This window comes from Myxococcus sp. CA039A, from assembly GCF_013336645.1.
Lineage (GTDB): Bacteria > Myxococcota > Myxococcia > Myxococcales > Myxococcaceae > Myxococcus > Myxococcus llanfairpwllgwyngyllgogerychwyrndrobwllllantysiliogogogochensis.
Map to the genome: position 1 here is coordinate 1 of NZ_JABUMQ010000214.1, position 19,326 is coordinate 19,326.

Consider the following 19,326-nt stretch of genomic DNA (forward strand, 5'->3'; position numbering starts at 1 on the left):
CATCACGGAGAAGGTTCCGCGCGCGGGGTGCCCGTCCGCGGTGGTGCCCTCCAGCAGGTAGGTGACTTGCGACACGCCCGACTCGGACCGGGTGCCCAGTGAGACGGGGATGTCCACGCCCCGGCCTTCAGGAAGGATGTCCACACCCAGGTTCACCTCCTCGGTGTCCTCGGGCAGGGGCGGGGCATCGGGTTCCGGTGTGCGCGCTCGCAGCGCGGTGACGCGCTCCAGTCGCACGGGTCCCTTCCAGCGGTGGGACAGGCGGAAGCTCTGTCGGACCACGCCGTCCGCATCCTCCACGGGAAATCGCGGGGTTCCCACCGCCAGGATTGTGACGACGCCCTTCTTGTCGAAGTTCTCGAAGGTGCTGTCGAGGAGCTGAAGCGACGAGCGGCCCGTCACCTTCTTGCCCGTGGCATCGAACACGTCCACCCGGACGAGGTGCTGGACGTACATGGAGCGGGGACGCGTGACGTCGGGGCTCAACGTCTGGGTCACCATGGGCGTGCTCGTCGTCACCGTGTGTTGGTCGTCGAAGGTCCAGACGAACCGCACGGGCGTGAAAGAAGCCCGTGCGGCCTTGTCCCTTCGCGGTGGTTCGAGGATGCGCGCGAGGAACTCGAAGTCCTCCTCGGTGTTGGGGGCGCGCCGGGAGAAGACCTCGACCAGTCGCTCGGGCTCGCAGTCCTTCACGGTGTATCGGGGCACCTGCACGGTGGTGGCGACGTTGTCCTTGCCGAACACCGTCACGGTGGGCAGCTCGTACGTCCCATCCGGCTCGCGCCAGACACGCAGGGGAACGCGCATGCCAATGCCCGCGCCAATGGTGGTGTGGAGATAGGCGTCATTGCCGTCCGGCGAGTGCGCCCGGACGTTGATGAGGTTGTCCTCGCCGGAGCAGACCTCCTGCTTCTCCACCGTCACGCTGTCGATGATGGGGGCGGGCGCGGGTTTCGGTGCGGGGCGGACCACGGGTTCCACTTTCGTGGGCAGCACCGGAGCGGCGCTGGTGGGCGTGGGTGGAGGACGGTGGTCCGCCGCGGCGACAGGCGTGGCATCTGGCGGAGCGGGTGGCTCCAGGGAGAGCAACCCGCCGGCCACCAGCGCCGCGATTCCGAGACCGAGCATGAAAGTGAGTCTTCGGCGCCACCAGGGCGGTTCCGAGGGATTCATCCGGGGGCTCCTGTCGATTCAGTGGGGAAGAGCGCTTACTGCCAGCAGCCGTAGACGTTGCCGCCGGAGTTCCACTGGAGCTGGTGGGAGTAGTCGGAGGCCCACAGCGTGGTGGAGACGGGATGCACGCTCCAGCCGCCGATGCGGTCCGGGCTGATGGAGGTGGCGGTGGCGTTGGGGTCGTCGCGCACGCCCTTCCAGATGACGCTGCTGCTCGTGTCGCAGCGATTGGCGGACATGCAGTTGGCCACCTGGTTGCCGGCGTTGGTGCACACGTTCCAGAAGACGGGGCAGATGACGGTCAGCGCGGCGTTCTCGAACCAGCCGAGCGACTCCTTGCACTGGCCATGCACGCCCCAGTGGATGGTATTGGACGCGTTGGCGATGACCTCGTGCGGATAGGTGTGCGTGGTGACGAGGCCCCTGCCCGCGTAGTTGTGGGCGTAGGCGAGAAAACTCGAGCACATCATTCCGTTGTTGGCCGCGCCGCCGGGAATCTGGTGCGCCGACTCCACGTCCCTGTACTGGAACAACGAATACGGCACGCGCGCCCCGTTCCACAGGGGCCGGTCGATGAGCTGGCTGCCGTCGACGCGGGACACATCGCTGGCATACGGGTGGTTGAACCAGAGACTGTCCGCGATGCGCGCCGCGCCCGTTGCGTCTCCCAGTTGCCACGCGGTCCAGTCGGGGCCATGGCCATTCGCGTCGTACAGGTAATGGTAGATGCCGCCCTGGTTGATCTGCTCCAGCCCGGGGTAGCCGTCCCGGAGCTGGTTGATGTTGAGCGGTGTTCCGCAGACGGTGGGCCATGAGTTCTGGTCGGGGTCCCTCATGGTGGCGTGAGTCACGCCTCCCGTGGCGCCATGCGAGAGCATGGAGTGCGTGCGGAACTCGCCAATGGCATCAATCACATTGCGGATGGGACCTTCATCACTGCGACTGAACACCACCGCTCCGTTGGGGGCATTCCAGCCCGCCGCGGTGTAGCCGCACTCAGACGCGGCGGCGGGGAAGGTGGTTCCCAGCGCGGATACGGCCAGACAGCCTGCGAGGACTCGACGCATCAGATACTCCCGGACATGCGACGCTCCCGTGGGCCGGCCCCTCTGGCGACCCAGGCGTGACTCGGGGAGAGGTCCATGGGAGCGGGCTTCACCGATGCCTGGGAGCGAGCAGGGTACGCACGGTGTCTCGGCATTCCAGGCCGGACCCGGAGGGCAGTGTGACAGGGGACACGTGGTCAGCCCGCCGGGGCCGTGTGGACGTTGGATGGTTCACGCCGGAGGTGCTCGCGAGTGCCGTGGCGGGTTGCCGGAGCGGTGCGGGTTCGCAGACTTGGGGCACACGAGGAGGCGGACCCCGCATGGAGCTTCAGCCGGAGATGCATCGTTGGGATGTCACGCCGACGGAGGCGGTGGCGCTTCAGCGTCAGCTCAAGGAGCGCGTGGTGCTCCATCCGCCCGCGGGACTTCGGGTGGCGCGCATCGCGGGCGCCGATGTGTCCACGGAGAAGGGGAATGACACGGGGTTCGGCGGCATCGTCGTGCTGGACGCGGCCACGCTCTCTCCGGTGGCGCAGGCTGGCTCCGCGGTCACCCTCGGGTTTCCGTACGTGCCGGGCCTGTTGTCCTTTCGCGAGCTGCCCGTGGTGGCGGTCGCCTGGGAGCGGCTCACGGTGAAGCCCGACGTGCTCATCTTCGACGGGCACGGCATCGCGCATCCGCGCAGGCTGGGCATCGCGAGCCATGGTGGGTTGCTGTTCGGGATTCCCTCCATCGGCTGTGGCAAGTCCCTGCTGGTGGGGACGCACGGCAAGCTGGGGGAGGCGCGAGGTGCCACGTCACCCATCACCCACAAGGGCGAGGTCGTGGGGATGGCGGTCCGCACGCGCAAGGCGGTGCAGCCCGTCTATGTGTCACCGGGTCACCTGATGGACCTGCCCACGGCAGTGGAGCTGGTGCTGCGGGCCAGCCCGAAGTACCGCGAGCCGGAGACCACGCGCCAGGCACATCGGCTGGTGAATGCGCTGAGGCGCGCGGACGGTGAGGCCGCGGAGCTGGAGTGAGGCGACTCCCATGGATTTGACCGCCGGCCCATCCCCCTCTATGTCCGGAGTCCTCATGACGGGGTCGTGGTCCTGGCGCTGGGCTGCCCGGGCGGACGTCACCCCGGCCGCCTTCGCGGGAAGGAGTGCCAGGGCATTGGCACCGTACCCCGGAGGTGGTGAAGCGAGGGCGGGGGTCGCCATTGGGAGTGTCGATGCGGAGGCTGTCGTCACGGTGGAGTGAGCTGGAGTCCCATTACTCCGTGGTGGTCGTGGGGTCGGGCTATGGGGGTGCCATCACCGCCAGCCGGCTCGCACGCGCAGGTCGCCAGGTGTGTGTGCTGGAGCGCGGGCGCGAACTGCAGCCGGGCGACTACCCGCGCACGGAGGCGGACTTCGCCAAGGAATTCCAAGTCCACCTCGAGGCGGAGAGCGGCGTCGACCTGGGTCGCTCCACGGCCCTGTTCGAGCTGCACCGGGGTGGGGACGTGGCCGTCGTGACGGGCTGCGGTCTGGGCGGCACGTCGCTCATCAACGCCGGAGTCACGCTGCGGCCAGACCCTCGCGTGTTCCAGGATGCGCGCTGGCCCGAGGCGCTTCGCGCGGATGTGCCCGGCCGCCTCGAGGACGGCTTCACCTGGGCCGAGCGCATGTTGCGTCCCACGCCCTATCCCGAGTCCTCGCCGCCCCTGGCCTCGCTGGAGGCCATGGAGCGGGCCGCGCGCCACCTGGGGGGCACCTTCCGGCGTCCACCGCTGGCGGTCTCCTTCGAGGGCGGCGTGAATGAAGCGGGCGTGCGACAGGGCGCCTGCACGCTGTGCGGGGATTGCCTCACCGGGTGCAACCAGGGCTCGAAGAACTCCGTGCTGATGAACTACCTGCCGGATGCGCACCGCCACGGTGCGAAGCTCTTCACCGAGGTGGGGGTGCGCTACCTGGCGCGCGACGGCGGACGCTGGCGCATCTACTACCGGCCGATGAACAGCGGCCGTGAGCGCTTCGAGGCGCCGGACCCGTGGGTGACAGCGGACATGGTCGTGCTCGCCGCGGGGACCATGGGCACAGCGGAAATCCTGCTGCGCTCCCGCGCACTGGGCCTGCCGTTGTCGGGGATGCTGGGCCAACGCTTCAGCGCCAATGGCGATGTGATGGCCTTTGGCTACAACACGGACGTCCCCATCAATGGCGTGGGCCACGGGACGCATCCGGCGGAAGGTCGCGAGCCCGTGGGGCCGACCATCAGCGGCATCATCGACGCGCGTGCGACCTCCCGACAGGAGGACGGCATGGTCATCGAGAATGGCGCCATGCCGGGGGCGTTCGGAAGGCCGATGCTGGGGCTGCTCGCCGCCGCTGCCGCGGTGGGCGGGGAAGACACGGACGAGGGGCTGAAGGACAAGCTGGAGGAGCTTGCGCGCGTGGCGGAGAGCGCGGTGCGCGGGCCGTACCATGGGGCCATGCGGCACACGCAGACCTTCCTCGTCATGTCTCACGACGCGGGTATCGGTGAGCTGCGGCTGGAGGGCGACCGGGTTCGGGTGAACTGGCCGGACGTGGGCACGCAGCCGGAGCTTGCGCGGGTGGACAGTCGACTGCGCGAAGCCACGGCGGCCCTTGGCGGGACGTTCGTGCGCAACCCGCTGTGGAATCGACTCACCGGACATGAGGTCCTCTGCACGCATCCGCTCGGTGGCTGTGTCATGGCCGAGGACGCCAGCGCGGGTGTCGTGGATCATGAAGGGCGTGTCTTCTCCCACGAGGAAGGCACCGAGGTTCATGGCGGGCTCTATGTCAGTGACGGCTCGGTGATTCCGAGGCCGCTGGGGACCAACCCCCTCTTCACCCTCTCCGCCGTGGCCGAGCGTTGCGCCGCGCTGATGGCGAAGCGGTACGGGTGGACCATCGACTACACGCCCGCGACGGAGGAGCCGGACGTGGGAGCGCGGGTGCCAGTGGGCGTGCGCTTCACCGAGACGATGTACGGCTCCATCTCGGGCGCGGTGGAGGAGAACTCGCTCGTCGCCGGAGACCCGAAGCGCATCGACGCGACCCAGCTGCGCTTCATCGTCACGGTGGAGACGCAGGACCTGGAGCGGACGCTGGAAGACCCGCTGCATCCCCTGGGACTCTCTGGCGTGGTGGAGGCCTTGTCGTTGTCTCCTCGGCCCCTGACGGTGGAGCGAGGCGAGCTGCATCTGATGACGAGGGAGGCGGCGCGACCGGGCGGGCGGCGGATGCACTACCAGCTTCCTCTGGTGGCAGAGTCGGGCGAGCGCTTCTTCCTCGACGGCTATAAAGACGTCCACGACGACGCGGGCTTCGACCTCTGGGTGGACACGACGCGGCTGCTCGTGTCGGTACACCGGGGGAATGACGCCTCGGGGCCCTGCATCGCCCGGGGGCTCTTGCGGTTGAACGCGAAGGACTTCGCCGTGCAGCTCTCCACGCTGCGTGTGCCGAGTGCCCGAGACACCTCGCGTCGGCTGTCGACGCTGCTGCGCTTCGGGCGGTTCTTCTTCGGCGCGCTCTACGACACCTACGTGCGTAAAGCCGCGTAGCGGGCAGGGAGGCGGCGGCCCGCCTTCCATGCAGGTCGAGTGATGCTCCTCCGGTGGGCCGTGGGCAACCTGATGCCCACGAAGGCACATCGGGAGGACAGGTCATGGCGGACAAGCGGGAGCAAGAGGGCCGGCGGGCTTCACGAGAAGGCGCGCGCGGCGAGCTGCCCATCGAGGCCCGTCGTGCCCGGCGAAGCGCCGCGCACGCGAGCCAGACCTACCGGGCCTTCATCAAGCACCTGTGCGAGCGCGGTGGCATGTCGCCCGCGGTGGCGGAGCAGGCCGCGGTGTCCGTGCTCTGCGCGGTGGAGCAGCGCATCAACAGCGAAGAGACAGAGGACCTGGAGGCGCAACTCCCCAGCAAGCTGGCGGAGCTGTTGCACCGGTGCGAGCGCCACGAGGATGAACTGCCAGGGGGCTTCGGTCGCGAGGAACTGCTCAAGCGCGTAGGGGAGGACCTGGCGCTCAACCCGGACGCGGTGGTGCCCGTGGTGCGCGCGGTCCTCAACGCCGTGAGAGATCAGATCAGCGAAGGGGAAGCCGAGGACGTCATGGACCAGCTCCCCGAGGACCTCAAGGAGCTGTGGCGCCGCCCGAGCTGAGCGGGCTTCACGCGCGTGCCATGGGCGCGTGAGTCATGCCCGAGACCTCGCGCAGGGGCTCGGCCCACCAGGGCTCGTCGGAGACCCAGACATCGCGGCCCTCGACGCGGGCGACCATGCCGCCGGGGGCCACGACGGAGAAGCGCGGTGCGCGCCCGAGCGCCTCCGTCAGCGCGGTCATCGTTGTCTCATCCTCGGAGGAGAAGCCGAGCGGCCCCTCGGGATGACTGTGCGCCACCTCCACCAGTTCGTGACGCCAGTACCAGATGGCCTCCCACCGCGTGCGGGAGTCCGGCAGCAGGACGGGACTGTCGGAGGTCTCGCACCACAGCACCTCCTCGTCCTGGCCGATGAGCAGACAGACCTCTTGCGTCGACATGATTCTCCTCCTCTCCGCACGTCACGCGTGCCGGGTGATGACCAGGACATCCGTGTCGATGGCCTCGCGGATGACCGAGGGAAGGCTCTCCAGCGTCACCTCGCTGTCCGCTCCCGCCAGACACACGCCCGCGTCGACCACCTGGAGCGTGTTCGCGTCGACGACGGAGATGAAGCGCTCCCCCATGAAGGCAAACGTCACTTCCAGTTGATGTCCCCCCATCCGTCGATGGTTCAGCAACCGCGCCCCCGCGCCCTGGAGCGCGACCTCCGCGCGCGAGTGGTCGCCCACCGGCGTGCCTCGCCCGTGTCGAGCCCCCGTGAACTCGACCTGCCGCCGAGCCCGCTCCGCCAACTCCACGGCCCGCGCCCGCGCTGCCTCCGCTGTCTGCGCCGCCTGTGCTTGCACGCTCGCCGTGAGAAGCCGTGCCGCGAGCGCGCGCCGATGAGCCTCTCGCTCCGCGACGAGGGCACGCAGACAGGACTCCGCCTCGACCCGGCCCTGCTCGGCCACCCGCAGTACCCGGCCGCGCGTCTCCGCTGGCGCGAAGCGGATGTCGAGCGTCCGCGACGCCGACTCCAGCAGCGCATAGCCATAGGCCGCCCGCAGCGGCGCGCTCACGCCCTTCACGGTGGAGAGCGGCTGGCCCTCCTCCAGGGCTCGACGTGCCTGGTCCTCCGCCTCGCCCTCGAAGTCCACGCCGTCGAACAGCAGTGAACCGTCATGCCAGCGCCGGGCACTTACGGGCGCGAGCACGGCGGGCTCCTCCTCCGGCATCAACTCCAGGGGCTCGGCCACCGCGCCGTCGCGGACCAGCCGAGCGCCCCACATGTGACCGCGCACGCGCGGCAGCCTGTCCAGACCTTTTGGGCTGGCAGGCTCACGCGCCGTGGCCTCCCGCCCCTTCACCTCGAAGCGCCACCACCCCGGCGCCACGGGGGAGGTGACACGGAGGCGGCGCGAAGCGGTGTCCACGGTGCCGCCGCCCAGATACGGCAGCACCGCCGACTCCACCTTTCCGAGAAACTTCCGGTAGTCCACGCCGCCTCCTTGTCACCACGACTTCGGGTTCACGCCACCTTCAACAGCGGCGTGCGCATCACCCGCTCCACCCAGCCGGACTGGCTGGCACCAGGCTGCGTCGGCGCATCCAGCAGCGCCTTGAGCACCCGGGGGACCTGGTAGGGGTCCGCGAACTGGTCCACGTTCACCTCGCTGAAGGGCACCTTCATGAAGCTCGCGCACGTGCGAACCGTGTTGCCACGGCCCCCCGCCACGCTCACCAGCAACGCCAGCGCCGCCACCGTGTAGCCGCAGTCCCGGAACGCCCGGGCGAACTGGTCTCCCGCCTCGCCCGCCTCGTCGCCCACGACGATGACCACCAACTTCGCCCCCTCCGGCACCTTCACGCCGTCGCGGTGCAGGGCATGCACCCCGGCCGCGTGAGTCGTGCCGCCCGACGCCTTGAGCCGCTCGAGCATGTGCTGCACCGCCGTGCGGTTGGACGCCTTCGGCTTGAGGACGGTGCCCATCGTGTCGAACGCCGCGATGTGCAGCTTCTCCATCGGGAAGCCCGCGAGGATGCGCGCCAGCGCCTCCTTCGAGTTCTCGATGGCGCCCTCCATGGAGCCCGACTTGTCGATGAGGAACATGACCCTCACGTCGGTCTCCGCCGTAGCCTCCGCCACCGCCTGTCGTGCCGCGTTGTCGCTCGCCTCCTCCAGCTTCTGGCGCAGCACCTCGCTGCGCACGTTCTTCGCGATGTTCAGCGCGCGCTGGTCCGTCGCCGTCTGGACGGCCTTCTCCCAGCGCCCGCGCACGGAGGGCTCCGCCAACAGCCCCAGCTCCTCGAGCGTCGGCGTCATCAGCCGCAAGTCCCTGTCCGACAACGAGGGCAGCAGCGCCGCCATGATGGCCGGAGTCATGCCCAGGTCCTTCGGCAGCCGGCCCACCACTTCCTTGTAGGAGAGGCGCTCCAGCTCGATCCACTCGCAGATCTCCGCCTCCGACAACCCGTCGAAGCGCTGGCTCTTCACGAGCGTCAGCCCGTTCAGGCCCACCGTGCGGTGCCCGCCCTCGGACTGCTTCTGCTTCCAGCCGAGCACCTCGAAGAAGCCCTGCGCGCGCGGCTTGTACCCCGCCTTGCGCGCCAGCTTCTTCAGCGTCTCCTTGTAGCCCGCCTTCACCAGGCCCTGGAGCATGGGCAGGTTGGCCTCACGCGCCGCCAGCCACCGGGACGCCACGCGCTTCCAGCGGCCCATGGGCGCCTTGCGGGACGCGGGGTCTCCGAAGCCCGCCTCGCGGTTGAGGCGCGCGATGTCCGGCAGCTCGAGCAGCTCCGCCACCCGCAGCACCGCCTTGGGCGTGAGCATGCGCGTGGACTTGCGCTCGTAGTGCAGCACCATGGCCTCGCCAATGGCGCGCCAGTCGTCGTCGTGGAACGCCACCTTCCCGTCCTCGCCGACCACGGGCTGACCCGCGTGCTCCTGCACCAGCATGAGCGCGCACGTGGCCACCTTCAGGTCACGCCAGTCCGTCTGCGTCAGCGCGTACGACGCGAAGTGCGCCATCAGCTCCGAGTTGAGTCGGTGGATGTCCAGGAGCTGCCGGTAGAGCCGCACCGCCGCGGGCACGAAGAGGCCCGGCTTCACGGGCTTGCCGAGCGTGCGCTGCGCCGGGGTGGCGTGCGCCGCGGCCACCCACGTGCCGTTCACGTCCAGCCCGGGCCGGTTGTGCCACAGGTGCGCGGAGCCGCTGAGCACCAGGTCCAGCAGGCGCTCGGCGGGGCCACGCTGCGTCTCGGGCAGCAGCGGGGTGTTCTGGTTCGCGGTCGTCATGGGGTGCCACCTTTCGGGACGTGCGGCGGGTCAGGCGCGGGGCGGACCCCAGGCGCAAAAGGGCGTGAGGGGAGTGCACCGCGCGTGGAACGCACGGGGGCCTTTCGTGCACCAGGCACGGCCACCCGCGCGAAGCTGGGATGAGAGGGAGAGAGGGTGCGCCCGAGTGACGAGGCCTGTGTTGCTGGATTGAGTGTCCAGTGTTCTGCCAGTTGAACTACGAGGCCTGACGGCCTCGGCGGGACTCGAACCCGCATCTCTCAGGCGTGTCTGGCCCCGTCGGCCGGGCGCGAAGCTGTATGCGCAACCGCCACCGGGTGGCGGTCAGGCGCGGGTGCTCAGGAGTAGACGCACACGTCGCCGTGGATGGGGAACCGCGCGACGTCCTTGCCACCCTTGTAGCTTCTCCGGGCAGGCACCGAGACGAGCTCCCACGTGGGCAACACCACCGCCGTCAGTGAGCGGCCATACACGCAGCCGGTGTCGATACCCACCGCGTGCTCGGTGACGAGCGGCTGGTCGAACACGGTGTGTCCGAAGATGACCCGCTCTGGCCCCGTCCAGTGGTGGGTCCAGAACTTCCATCCCGCCGGTGCCTTGGACGGCCAGCAACTCTTCTTGCCGGGCGGCTGGATGCACTGGGCGTGGAGCAGGTGGTAGGGGTCCTGCTTCTCGACAGGCAGGTGGGGCAGCATGCCGGCGTGCACGACGATGGCGTTGTGCTCGGGCAACCGGAGGTAGTGGGGCAGCCCCGCCATCCAGTCGAAGTGCTCGGTGTCGAGCGCCTGGCGCGTCGCCAGGTGGTCCGGCAGCAGCCGGTCATCCTCGCGGTGGCGCTGCTGGAGGTGCTTCTCCTCGTGGTTGCCGAGGATGGCCTCGTGCCGCATCGCCAGCTCCACGCACTCGCGGGGCTTGGGGCCCCGGTCCACCAGGTCCCCGGCGAAGATGACCCGGTCGCTGGACGTGGCCCCCACCTTGGCGAGCAGCTCCAGGGCCTCGTCGTGGCAGCCGTGGAGATCTCCGATGACGATGGTGCGGGGGGACATGACACGGTTCCTTGAAAGAAGAGTGAGCGCCCGAGTCGAGAGGCCGGTGGGCTGAGTTTGGAGTTCAGTGCCGGACCGCCGGCGTCACCCACCGGGTGGCGGGTGCGTGGAGTCGAACCACTGCGTGTAGGGCCTCTCGGGCCGGGCGCTCGAAAGCGTTGCGGCCAGGGACGCGGCCTTTCCGGGTTCCTGACGAGGAAATTCCCGCTCCCCCACCCGCATTCTCCTGGGGGATATTTGTCAGGAAACCGGCGCCCCGCGGGTCGGGCCTCCCTGGGTGCTCCGTCTGTCCGGTCGTCCGGGTGGCCGGGGTCCTCTGCTCCACTCGGAGGCTGCCTGCGGATGCCAACGTGGTACCTTGCCGCGCCACATCCCTGTAACCCCATCTCCCGGGGCGGTTCTCCGGGCACAGCCCTCAGGTCCTTCCGGTGTTCGAGCAGCTCACGGATGACGAATTGTTCGCGGAGGTGGTCCGCCGCCGCGCCACGGGCGAGCCCATTGGAGGCCCGCTCGGTACGTTGGTTCAGCGATGGAACCGGCCTGCCCGGTACGTCATCAGCAAGATTCAGGCGAGCTACGGCCGTGGGTCCCCAGCGGACTCGGACGAGCTCTTCCAGGACGCGGTCGGTAAGTTCCTCGACCGCGGGTTGGATCAGTTCCGTGGCATCTCCCAGCAGATGCCGGGCCGGAGCGCGTCTCCCAAGACGTTCTTCCTGCGCATCGTCAAGCACGTGGCCATCGACTTCTACCGGAGGCACCGCGAGGAGCTCGCGGCGCCTTCGTCGGACCCCGATGACGCCATGGAAGAGTCGCCGTCCGAGCGGTCTCGCGCCGTGGAGATGGGCAGGAGGACCGAGGAGCGGGCGGACGCCCAGGAGCTGTATTGGGCCGCGTTCGCACGACTCCAGCAGGAGCACCCCAAGGAAGCCTCGGCATGGGAGCTGTATCACCACGAGGACGTGGAGGATCACGAGGAATGCGCGCGTCGCTTGAACATCACCGTGGTCAATTCCTACAAGCGCGTCAGTCGCGCCCAGGCCTACTTGAAGCTCTACCTGCTGGATCTCCAGCGCGAGTCGCCACGAGGGGAGGAAGCGTGAGCCTCCTTCCCGGTCACACCCCGGGGTATTCAGGAGGAATGAAGTCATGAAGACCGATGCCATGTCTCGCTACGCCGCCCGTCGTTCTGTTCTCACCGCCGGGTCCACCTCACCAGGAGTCGTCCTCGAAGCCGCGGGGGACTTGTTGAGGAGGGCGACCCGGCTGGGGACAGAAGGTGTGGAGGCCGCCCTTCGCGGCCTCGGTCGACCGGGGGTGGAGACCTGGCTCCAAGCGCAGAAACCGCAGGCGCTCCAGCCCGTGCTGTTGAGGGCCGCGGAAGAAGCGATGGAAGTGGCGCTGGACGGCGGGGACGAGGCGGAAGTGTGGCGGGCCTCGGCGCTGGAGGGACTTGCCGCTCGGGACAGGGCCGCCTCCGCCGCATTTGCGCTGGCCGCCTGGGAGGCCCTCCACGGTTCCTTGGACGGTGAGGGCGCTCGAAATCGAGACCGCTATCTGGAGTCGCTCGGGAGCCTGGATTCGTCGCTTCGTCCCAGAGCGCGTTGGTTCATTCCCCTCAACCCGCAGCGTCGGCAGGAGTTCGAACTCCTCGACTCGGCGGAGCAGGACAAGGCCTGGTGGTTCGCTTCCCGGGCCGGCTGCGATGACCTGGTGGCCACCTGGACAGGCGCGCCCCAATCGCCCACCCCCCACATCCAGGGCTGTGCCGAGTGCCGCGCGGACATCGCGGATGCGGCGCCCGTGGATGCGCCCCCGCGTCGCCATCTCACGCAAGATGACCTCTGGCGCTTCGACATGGGGATGATGTCCTCGGACGAGCGCGAGCGGATGGATGCGCACACCGCGCGCTGTGGCGAGTGCGCCCAGGCGGTGCTGGCCTTGGGCGAGGGTGACGACGCGATTGAGGAAGCCCTGGAGATGGAGGAGGGGGACGGGACGATGGCCCGCTCCGCGCGCTCCTCTCGCGAGCCGGTGTCGCAGCGCCCCTCCGCGGCGCGCCACCCGGAGCACCGTGAGATTCTGGAAGAGCGGCGGGAGTTCCGCGTGGTGCTGGTTCGCGAGCGTCAGCGCGTCAAGCTGCTCGTGCAGCCCCTGGCGGGCCGGACGGTGACGGCGGCGGTGTTCCTCAGTCCCGGCCGTCCCTCGCTCAAGCCCACGTCCGGGCCGGAGGGTCTGGCCTTCGACCTGTCCACGGCGTCTTCCACCGGCGCGCGCTCCGCCCACCTCACGGTGCAGGCTGGCGGCGAGACGCTGGAGCGCGACTTCGCCTTCTGACTTCGCGGGACGGGGCCCTCGCGGTGAGCGCGGGGCCCCACTGTTCCCGGGTTGCTACTGATTCGGAGTGCCGGTGCGCTGCGTGTCGAGCGCCTCCCGGCTGAGCACGGGCGGCTGCGGAATGGGGAAGTTGCGAGCCGGCGTGGAGCGGCGGAAGCCGTTGGCCAGGAAGGCCGTGACGAGCTGGGCCGGCGGAGGCCGGGTGCCCAGCGCCGCGCCGCACACGTCGATCTGGTCCATGATGCGCGGCCCTTCGTTGACCTGGTAGCGGTTGCAGGTGCTGTCCACCGCGGCATTCTTGTCCCGCTGCAGCTCGCGCGTCAGCCGGCCCCACTTCATGGTGAGGGTGTCCGGAGAGAGCATGATGCTGACGGGCTCTCCGCCCCACGTGCCGTCGATGAGCGTCTTCGAGGTGCCGGCCCGTACCTTCAGGTCGAGCTGACGCTGGCCGAAGGTGCCCGTCACCTCGATGCCGTGCTCGTAGATCTCCTCGGAGAGGATGCTCACCCAGACGCCATCCGTGCGCCGGGTGTACGGCTTGTCCGCCGCGACGCGGCCATGGTTGAACCAGACGTCGCCCACGCGGCCCAGGGGGACCTGGTCGTTCTTCGCCACGGGCGCGACTTCGTCCAGCCCGGCGGGGCCGGTGGAGGCGACCACCGGGCGCGCGGCGAGCAGGTCCGTCACGGGCACCGTGTTGTCCACGATGTCGAAGCGCACGCCGTCCAGCCACGCTTGCCCCGTGCCGCTCATGATGAGGCCGGCCATGATGGTGGTGGCCTCCTTGGGGACGTCCAGCACCACCTCGTAGCGCTTGCAGCCACGGGTGCCGACCAGCGCGCGCGACTGCATGTTGTCGAAGGCGAGGGGCTGCTTCGGGTCCGGCCCCTCCACGCGCATCCACAAGCCGGCCCAGCCGTCCACGTCCTCCACGCGCGCGGCGGCGGAGAAGCGCAGCCGCTTGCCGCGGAAGTCCTGCGCGCCAAAGGCCTGCATGAAGGTGCCGTAGCCCGCCTCGTCGAGCGACAGCGAGCGCAGGTACGCGCTGCGAGCGCCCTCGCAGGGCGCGCTGTTGTCCACGCCGGCCTCGTAGCGCTTGGGTGCGCTCTCCGTGACGTACCAGCCGACTGGCAGCTTCGGGGCGCCGCCCGACGGCTGCGCCAGGGCCACCGGAGCGGCCAGGGCGAGCAGCAGGGCGACGAGTTTCTTCCGGAAGTCCATGGCGGGCGTCCTCACAGCGACACGGGCTGGCGCGCGCTCAGCGCGCCTTCGGGGAGGCCGGTGCGGGCCTCGTAGCGGGGGACCTCGGCGGTGCCCCCGGGATTCATGACCAGCAGGCCGCGCTCGGCGGCCTTGCGCGTGCAGAAGTCCTGCGTGGCCAGGTCCGGACAGGCGACGACGTTCGTCTTCGTCGGGGAGTCGCCGTCATCCAGGTCCACGGCCACCATGGGCGGCCGTGGATCGAGGCTGTCGGGCAGCGACGGATGGGGCGCCTTGTCGCCGGTCAGCAGCACCAGTGCGAGCGAAGCGGCGGCAGCGAGGGCCGCGATGGCCGCGCCCGTCACCGCGCGTCGCGCGTGCCACGCCGCGGGGCGGATGACGCGCTCTTCCTGGGGGAAGGTGCTGGCCGCCTCGGTGAGCTGTTCGGACAGGAGGGCCTCTTCCTGCAGCAGCACGGCGCAAGGCTCACACTCCAACGTGTGGGCCTCCAACGCCGCCGCCTTCTCCGGGGCCAACGCGCCCAGGATGTATTGCTCCGCGGAGTCGCGGGTCAGGTGGGGCTTAAGCATGGGTCTCCTCCTCGAGCGCGGTCCGCAGCTTCTTGCGGACCTCGCACAGGATCTGCCGCACGCGCTGGACGGAGAGACCGACCTTCGCGGCGACTTCGGCATGGGGAAGCTCCTGGCCGTCACAGGCCAGGAGAAACACGCTCCGCGCGCTCGGCGACACCTGGGCGAGCGCGGCATGGGCGCGGGACAGCTGCTCTTCGGAAAGCAGGCGACGCTCGGCGGACACGGAGGGGTCCACCGGGTGCTGGCGCTCGGGCAATTCCTCCACCGCCCCGGAGATGGACTCTCGCCGGACGCGGCGGGCATCGTCCGCGGCCAGGAAGGCCGCCTGGGTGAGGGCGAGGTTGGGCAGGCGCAGCTCCGTCAGCAGCCCTCGCTGCTGTTGTTGGATGAGCCGGGCCCACGTCTCCTGGGCCAGCTCGTGCGCCCGGTCCACCCGGACGCCTCGGGCCAGGAGCGATACCACGACGCGGCGGTGGTGGCGCGCAACCAGTGCGTCCCACGCGCCCCTGTCCCCGGCGAGGGCCTTGCGCGACAGGGACTCCTCGTCCGTCCCGCGCGACGCCTCCATCGGCTCCTCGGCTTCCCTCGGTAGTCGAACCGTCGTCATCCGCAGGCCCTGCACGGCTGCACTCATGCCGTCTTCCCGTCGCTCTGAAGCGTCTCCGGGACGTGGCCGCTCCCCGGTGCCCGGGTAACGTGTGTCCGAGGCGGACATATCGTCGGATGCCGGGAGGGTGTGCGGAGGGGTAGTCAAGGGTCAGTTGATGGCGGGGCTTTCCCCTGAGGACCAGGGGAGGTTGGAGAGGCGGACGACGCCCTGGCACCGCCCACACATCCGCCCCTGTTCGTCGTACACGCGGGCGGTGGCGAAGAGGAGGGTGAGGCCCTGGCTGTCGATTTCGGCCTCCACGCGAATGTGGTCGCCGGTGACGGGCCGCTCGAAGCTCATGGAGAGCTGCACGGTGGCGCAGCGGCGGCTGGGGTCCACCAGCGCGCCACAGGTACCGATGGCCAGGTCGAAGAGCGCGGCGAGGATGCCGCCGTTGACGGCGGCGGCGCTGCCCACGCCCCCTCGGTGCTCTGGCCGCAGCTCGAGTAGGGAGACGACGACCTTGCGGCCTTCGGGGAAGGACACGATGGCGCCGAAGTGACGCATCGTCAGGCTCTGGTTGAAGAGCTCTGCGTAGCGGTCCAGCGCGGCCTGGGTGGGCCGCGACGGAGGACCTGAGGGGGAGTCGGACATGGTGTTTCGCCCTTTATACCCGAGGGCGAAAAGCCAGGGGACCGGCCGGGCGTCCGGGTGTGGTGGAAGGCCGCCCACCGGACGGAGAAAGACGTTAGAAGCACAGGCCCCCTCTTGAGTCCCACCGTGAACGCCCACGAATCCGCCCTCCTCGAAGACCTGAACCCTCCCCAGCGCGAGGCCGTGCTCCACCAGACGGGCCCTCTCCTCGTCCTGTCGGGCGCCGGCAGTGGCAAGACGCGCGTCATCACCCGCCGGGTGGCGCACCTGGTGAAGGTTCAAGAGGTCTTCCCGTGGCGCATCCTCGCCGTCACCTTCACCAACAAGGCGGCGCGGGAGATGCGCGAGCGCCTGGTGCAGTTGCTGGGGCGTCAGGCGAACGACCTGGTGGTGAGCACGTTCCACTCGGCCGCGGCGATGATTCTGCGGCGCGAGGCGGAGCACGTGGGGCTCACCCGCTCGTTCGTCATCTACGACGATGGGGATCAGCTCAACGTCGTGAAGCGGGCCATGCGGGAGGCGGGGCTGGAGCAGTCCATGCAACCGCGCGAAATCCTGAGCCGCATCGACCAGGAGAAGAACGCGGCCCGGCTGCCCGAGGACATGGAGGTGGCGCCCGGTGACGAGCGCGGCCAACTGGTCCACAAGGTGTACCGCGCCTACCAGGACCGCCTGCGCGCGGCCAACGCCGTGGACTTCGGCGACCTGCTGCTCCTGCTGGTGACGCTGTTCCGCAAGCGGCCGGAGGTGCTGGAGAACTACCGGCGCCGCTTCCACCACGTGCTGGTGGACGAGTTCCAGGACACCAACCCCGTGCAGTACGCGCTCCTTCAGCAGTTGGCTCCGCCCCCGTCGGCGAACCTGGTGGTGGTGGGGGACGACGACCAGTCCATCTACCGCTGGCGCGGCGCGGACGTGGACAACATCCTCAACTTCCCCCGCGAGTACCCGGGCGCGAAGGTGGTGAAGCTGGAGCAGAACTACCGCTCGGACCGGAACATCCTGGACGCGGCCTACGAGGTCATCCGGAAGAACACGCGACGGATGGAGAAGAAGCTGTGGTCCGACCGGCCCGCGGGCCAGACGCTCCAGCTCATGCTCAACCGCGACGAGCGGATGGAAGCGCAGGAGGTCGCTCGCCAGATTCTGGCGCTCCAGCGCGAGGGCTTCATCAAGTACTCCAGCATGGCGGTCTTCTACCGCGTCAATGCGCAGAGCCGCGTGCTGGAAGAGGGACTGCGCCTGGCGCGCGTGCCGTACACGCTGGTGAGCGGACGCAGCTTCTATGACCGCGCGGAAGTGCGGGACGCCTCCGCGTATCTGCGGTTGATGGTGAACCCGCGCTCGGACGCGGACCTGCTGCGCATCATCAACACCCCGGCGCGTGGAATCGGTGACACCACGGTCGAACGGGTGACGGACCACGCCAACACCCAGGGGCAAAGCCTCTTCGAGGTCCTCGCCGAGCCGGAGCGCATCCCCGCGCTGAACTCCACGGCGGTGAAGCGGTTGCGCACGTTCCACGCGCTGCTGAAGTCCCTGAACGTCTATGCGCAGGGAACCACGGACGCGGCGAGCGCCGTGGACGAGATGCTGCGCGAGACGAAGCTGGTGGAGACGCTCGTCGCGGAGGGCAGCGACGAGGCGACGACACGCGCGGAGAACCTTCGCGAGTTCCTGGGCGCCGCGCAGGAGTTCGACCTGAACCGCGCGGCTGCCGCCGTGGCCGCCGCGGCCCATCCTCCTCCAGAGGTGCCGCCCGAGGTGGATGCCGCGCCGCTGTCGGCGGACACTCCGCCGCTCCAGGCGTTCCTCGAGCAGATTTCGCTGGTGGGTGACGCGGACGCGGAGGTCGGCGAGGGCCGGGTGGCGCTGATGACGCTGCACGCGGCGAAGGGCCTGGAGTTCGACGCGGTGTTCCTCACGGGTCTGGAAGACGGCGTCTTCCCGCACTCACGCGCATTGAAGGGCGAGGACCCGGACAACGGGGAGGAGATGGCCGAGGAGCGGCGCCTCTGCTACGTGGGCTTCACCCGAGCGCGCAAGCGGCTCTTCGTGAGCCTGGCGCAGTGCCGCTCGCTGTTCGGTGAGCTGCGCTACAACCCGCCCAGCCGCTTCCTGCGAGACGTGCCGCCCAAGTTGTTCGGCATCAGCGAGCAGGATGTGCCAGAGCCGCCTCGGCCCGCTCCCGTGGCCCCGCGCAAGCGGAGCTGGGACGAGGACGACGGGCCGCGCATCGACCGTTCCTATTCGCAGGCGTCGGACATGGACGCGGTGAGCGGAGACGTGCGCGGCATGCGCGTGCGACACGAGCAGTTCGGCGTGGGCCGCATCGTCGCCACGGATGGCTCGGGGCCGAACGCCAAGGTGACGGTGGAGTTCGGTGGCGCCGTGGGGCTCAAGCGCGTCATCGCCCGCTTCCTGATGCCAGGCTAGCGAGGGACGCGCGGGGTTTCTTCCGCGCCCGAGTGAGGAAGCCGTGAGGATGAACCGCCAGATGGAAATCTGGTGCCTTTGACCGCTTGGCTATCCCTCCTGTGACGGAGGGAGCTGGATTCGAACCAGCGAAGTCCGAGAGCGTGTAGGGCCTCTTCTGCCGGGCGCGGGAAGAGGACGCCCGTCCGCGGGGCCTCCTGACAACGTCGCGCCGGGAAACTTCACGGCCGGCGCTCAGGCTCCGGTGGGCGCAGCTTCCACGACAGCACCCGCCCATCCTGGCCGAGTACGAAGACCTGCTCACCCAGGACCACCGGCCGCGAGCGCAGCGCGGTGTCCGTGCGGAGGGAGAACGCGCGCTCCCACGTGGGTTGCTTCAAGGCCAGGAGCCGTCCCTGTCTTCCGTGGGTGGGCACCAGCAGCACGTCGCCGGGGGCCTCCGCTACGTGGGTGGTGAGCACATCCGGCAGTCCCACCCGCGCCACTTCCTTCCCGTCCTCGGGCGACAGCCCCACCAGCACCGGTGCATCCTCTACGCGCGCCCCCACCCACAGCAGGCCCAGGGCCAGGGAGGGAGGGCTGGTGAGGTCCTTCGCGGGGCTCTGCTCCCACAGCGGCGCGCCGTCCTGGGCCCGCAAGGCCCAGACGCGCTTGTCTCGCGTGCTGGCGAAGAGGGCCTCCCCCCTGACTTCCAGTCCCAGGACGCCCCGGACCTCCTGCCGCCAGACCCGGGCTCCATCCGCCGTGGACAGGGCCACCAGCCCCACGTCGCCGAGCGCCACCACGAGCCGCCCGTCCACGAGAACGGGGGAGGGGAGCCCGCGACCGGCGTCCAGGTGGGCCTCATCGGGCCTGGGGGCGGGGGTCTTCCACCGGAC

The 19,326-nt window shown here is 69.6% G+C and carries 17 protein-coding genes; 6 read left to right on the forward strand and 11 right to left on the reverse strand.

Translation table 11 applies throughout. The features are described from left to right. Together HR086_RS30305 and HR086_RS30310 are read right to left on the reverse strand one after the other, a co-directional pair. On the reverse strand, positions 1–1,128 hold a 1,128-nt coding region (locus tag HR086_RS30305), incomplete at its 3' end, for a hypothetical protein (protein WP_174467368.1). Between the two features lie 80 nt (positions 1,129–1,208). Beyond that, positions 1,209–2,240 carry a hypothetical protein gene (locus HR086_RS30310; RefSeq protein WP_141642251.1) on the reverse strand — a complete coding sequence of 344 codons (1,032 nt, stop codon included), beginning with the start codon at positions 2,238–2,240 and terminating at the stop codon, positions 1,209–1,211. Between the two features lie 299 nt (positions 2,241–2,539). On the opposite strand from HR086_RS30310, the gene nfi reads away from it, so the two are divergent. The 3 genes from nfi to HR086_RS30325 all read left to right on the forward strand — a co-directional run bounded on the left by nfi (position 2,540) and on the right by HR086_RS30325 (position 6,380). Continuing rightward, positions 2,540–3,241 carry a deoxyribonuclease V gene (gene nfi / locus HR086_RS30315; protein WP_174456552.1) on the forward strand — a complete coding sequence of 234 codons (702 nt, stop codon included), beginning with the start codon at positions 2,540–2,542 and terminating at the stop codon, positions 3,239–3,241. A 194-nt stretch (positions 3,242–3,435) separates the two neighbouring features. Further along, a complete protein-coding gene (locus HR086_RS30320; RefSeq protein WP_174467369.1) occupies positions 3,436–5,778 on the forward strand; it encodes a GMC family oxidoreductase N-terminal domain-containing protein in 2,343 nt (780 codons plus the stop codon). 104 nt (positions 5,779–5,882) lie between these two features. Further along, the gene (locus HR086_RS30325) at positions 5,883–6,380 is read left to right on the forward strand and encodes a DUF2267 domain-containing protein (RefSeq protein ID WP_174467370.1); all 498 of its coding nucleotides are present in this window, start codon (positions 5,883–5,885) and stop codon (positions 6,378–6,380) included. Positions 6,381–6,387: 7 nt separating this feature from the next. Here HR086_RS30325 and HR086_RS30330 read toward each other — a convergent pair whose 3' ends face one another. The 4 genes from HR086_RS30330 to HR086_RS30345 all read right to left on the reverse strand — a co-directional run bounded on the left by HR086_RS30330 (position 6,388) and on the right by HR086_RS30345 (position 10,642). Beyond that, positions 6,388–6,759, reverse strand: a complete 372-nt coding sequence (locus tag HR086_RS30330) for a hypothetical protein (protein WP_141642255.1) — start codon at positions 6,757–6,759, stop codon at positions 6,388–6,390. Positions 6,760–6,780: 21 nt separating this feature from the next. Beyond that, a complete protein-coding gene (locus tag HR086_RS30335; RefSeq protein WP_174467371.1) occupies positions 6,781–7,800 on the reverse strand; it encodes a hypothetical protein in 1,020 nt (339 codons plus the stop codon). Between the two features lie 29 nt (positions 7,801–7,829). Further along, positions 7,830–9,596, reverse strand: a complete 1,767-nt coding sequence (locus HR086_RS30340; protein ID WP_174456547.1) for a VWA domain-containing protein — start codon at positions 9,594–9,596, stop codon at positions 7,830–7,832. A gap of 338 nt (positions 9,597–9,934) precedes the next feature. Continuing rightward, positions 9,935–10,642, reverse strand: a complete 708-nt coding sequence (locus tag HR086_RS30345) for a metallophosphoesterase (protein ID WP_174456546.1) — start codon at positions 10,640–10,642, stop codon at positions 9,935–9,937. Between the two features lie 428 nt (positions 10,643–11,070). Between HR086_RS30345 and HR086_RS30350 the strand changes: the two genes are divergently transcribed. Both HR086_RS30350 and HR086_RS30355 read left to right on the forward strand, forming a co-directional pair. Then, on the forward strand, positions 11,071–11,742 hold the full coding sequence (locus HR086_RS30350) for an RNA polymerase sigma factor (protein WP_141642259.1): 672 nt from the start codon (positions 11,071–11,073) through the stop codon (positions 11,740–11,742). Between the two features lie 46 nt (positions 11,743–11,788). Then, positions 11,789–12,976, forward strand: coding sequence for a hypothetical protein (locus tag HR086_RS30355; RefSeq protein WP_174456545.1), 1,188 nt, complete (start codon positions 11,789–11,791; stop codon positions 12,974–12,976). Between the two features lie 54 nt (positions 12,977–13,030). On the opposite strand, the gene HR086_RS30360 is transcribed toward HR086_RS30355, so the two are convergent. From HR086_RS30360 to HR086_RS30375, 4 genes are all read right to left on the reverse strand, one after another. Continuing rightward, the gene (locus tag HR086_RS30360; protein WP_174467372.1) at positions 13,031–14,197 is read right to left on the reverse strand and encodes an AraC family transcriptional regulator; all 1,167 of its coding nucleotides are present in this window, start codon (positions 14,195–14,197) and stop codon (positions 13,031–13,033) included. 11 nt (positions 14,198–14,208) lie between these two features. Next, on the reverse strand, positions 14,209–14,766 hold the full coding sequence (locus tag HR086_RS30365; protein ID WP_174456543.1) for a zf-HC2 domain-containing protein: 558 nt from the start codon (positions 14,764–14,766) through the stop codon (positions 14,209–14,211). Next, positions 14,759–15,403, reverse strand: coding sequence for an RNA polymerase sigma factor (locus HR086_RS30370; RefSeq protein WP_246137134.1), 645 nt, complete (start codon positions 15,401–15,403; stop codon positions 14,759–14,761). Before HR086_RS30370 ends, HR086_RS30365 begins: the two co-directional genes overlap by 8 nt. Before the next feature lie 123 nt (positions 15,404–15,526). Continuing rightward, a complete protein-coding gene (locus HR086_RS30375) occupies positions 15,527–16,012 on the reverse strand; it encodes a PaaI family thioesterase (protein ID WP_174456542.1) in 486 nt (161 codons plus the stop codon). A 114-nt stretch (positions 16,013–16,126) separates the two neighbouring features. On the opposite strand from HR086_RS30375, the gene HR086_RS30380 reads away from it, so the two are divergent. After that, positions 16,127–18,448 (forward strand): ATP-dependent helicase, encoded by a 2,322-nt coding sequence (locus HR086_RS30380; RefSeq protein ID WP_141642265.1) that lies wholly within the window; start codon positions 16,127–16,129, stop codon positions 18,446–18,448. Positions 18,449–18,669: 221 nt separating this feature from the next. Here the strand turns inward: HR086_RS30380 and HR086_RS30385 are convergent. After that, positions 18,670–19,326, reverse strand: a 657-nt coding sequence (locus HR086_RS30385) for a PQQ-binding-like beta-propeller repeat protein (RefSeq protein WP_174467373.1), incomplete at its 5' end; no start/stop codon positions are given.

What these genes read in the sequence shown, in the direction of transcription:
- HR086_RS30330 (WP_141642255.1), bottom strand. Translation starts at nt 6,759, where the DNA reads ATGTCGACGCAAGAGGTCTGTCTGCTCATCGGCCAGGACGAGGAGGTG.
- HR086_RS30375 (WP_174456542.1), bottom strand. Translation starts at nt 16,012, where the DNA reads ATGTCCGACTCCCCCTCAGGTCCTCCGTCGCGGCCCACCCAGGCCGCG.
- HR086_RS30355 (WP_174456545.1), top strand. Translation starts at nt 11,789, where the DNA reads ATGAAGACCGATGCCATGTCTCGCTACGCCGCCCGTCGTTCTGTTCTC.
- HR086_RS30340 (WP_174456547.1), bottom strand. Translation starts at nt 9,596, where the DNA reads ATGACGACCGCGAACCAGAACACCCCGCTGCTGCCCGAGACGCAGCGT.
- HR086_RS30320 (WP_174467369.1), top strand. Translation starts at nt 3,436, where the DNA reads ATGCGGAGGCTGTCGTCACGGTGGAGTGAGCTGGAGTCCCATTACTCC.
- HR086_RS30370 (WP_246137134.1), bottom strand. Translation starts at nt 15,403, where the DNA reads ATGAGTGCAGCCGTGCAGGGCCTGCGGATGACGACGGTTCGACTACCG.
- HR086_RS30325 (WP_174467370.1), top strand. Translation starts at nt 5,883, where the DNA reads ATGGCGGACAAGCGGGAGCAAGAGGGCCGGCGGGCTTCACGAGAAGGC.
- nfi (WP_174456552.1), top strand. Translation starts at nt 2,540, where the DNA reads ATGGAGCTTCAGCCGGAGATGCATCGTTGGGATGTCACGCCGACGGAG.
- HR086_RS30360 (WP_174467372.1), bottom strand. Translation starts at nt 14,197, where the DNA reads ATGGACTTCCGGAAGAAACTCGTCGCCCTGCTGCTCGCCCTGGCCGCT.
- HR086_RS30345 (WP_174456546.1), bottom strand. Translation starts at nt 10,642, where the DNA reads ATGTCCCCCCGCACCATCGTCATCGGAGATCTCCACGGCTGCCACGAC.
- HR086_RS30365 (WP_174456543.1), bottom strand. Translation starts at nt 14,766, where the DNA reads ATGCTTAAGCCCCACCTGACCCGCGACTCCGCGGAGCAATACATCCTG.
- HR086_RS30310 (WP_141642251.1), bottom strand. Translation starts at nt 2,240, where the DNA reads ATGCGTCGAGTCCTCGCAGGCTGTCTGGCCGTATCCGCGCTGGGAACC.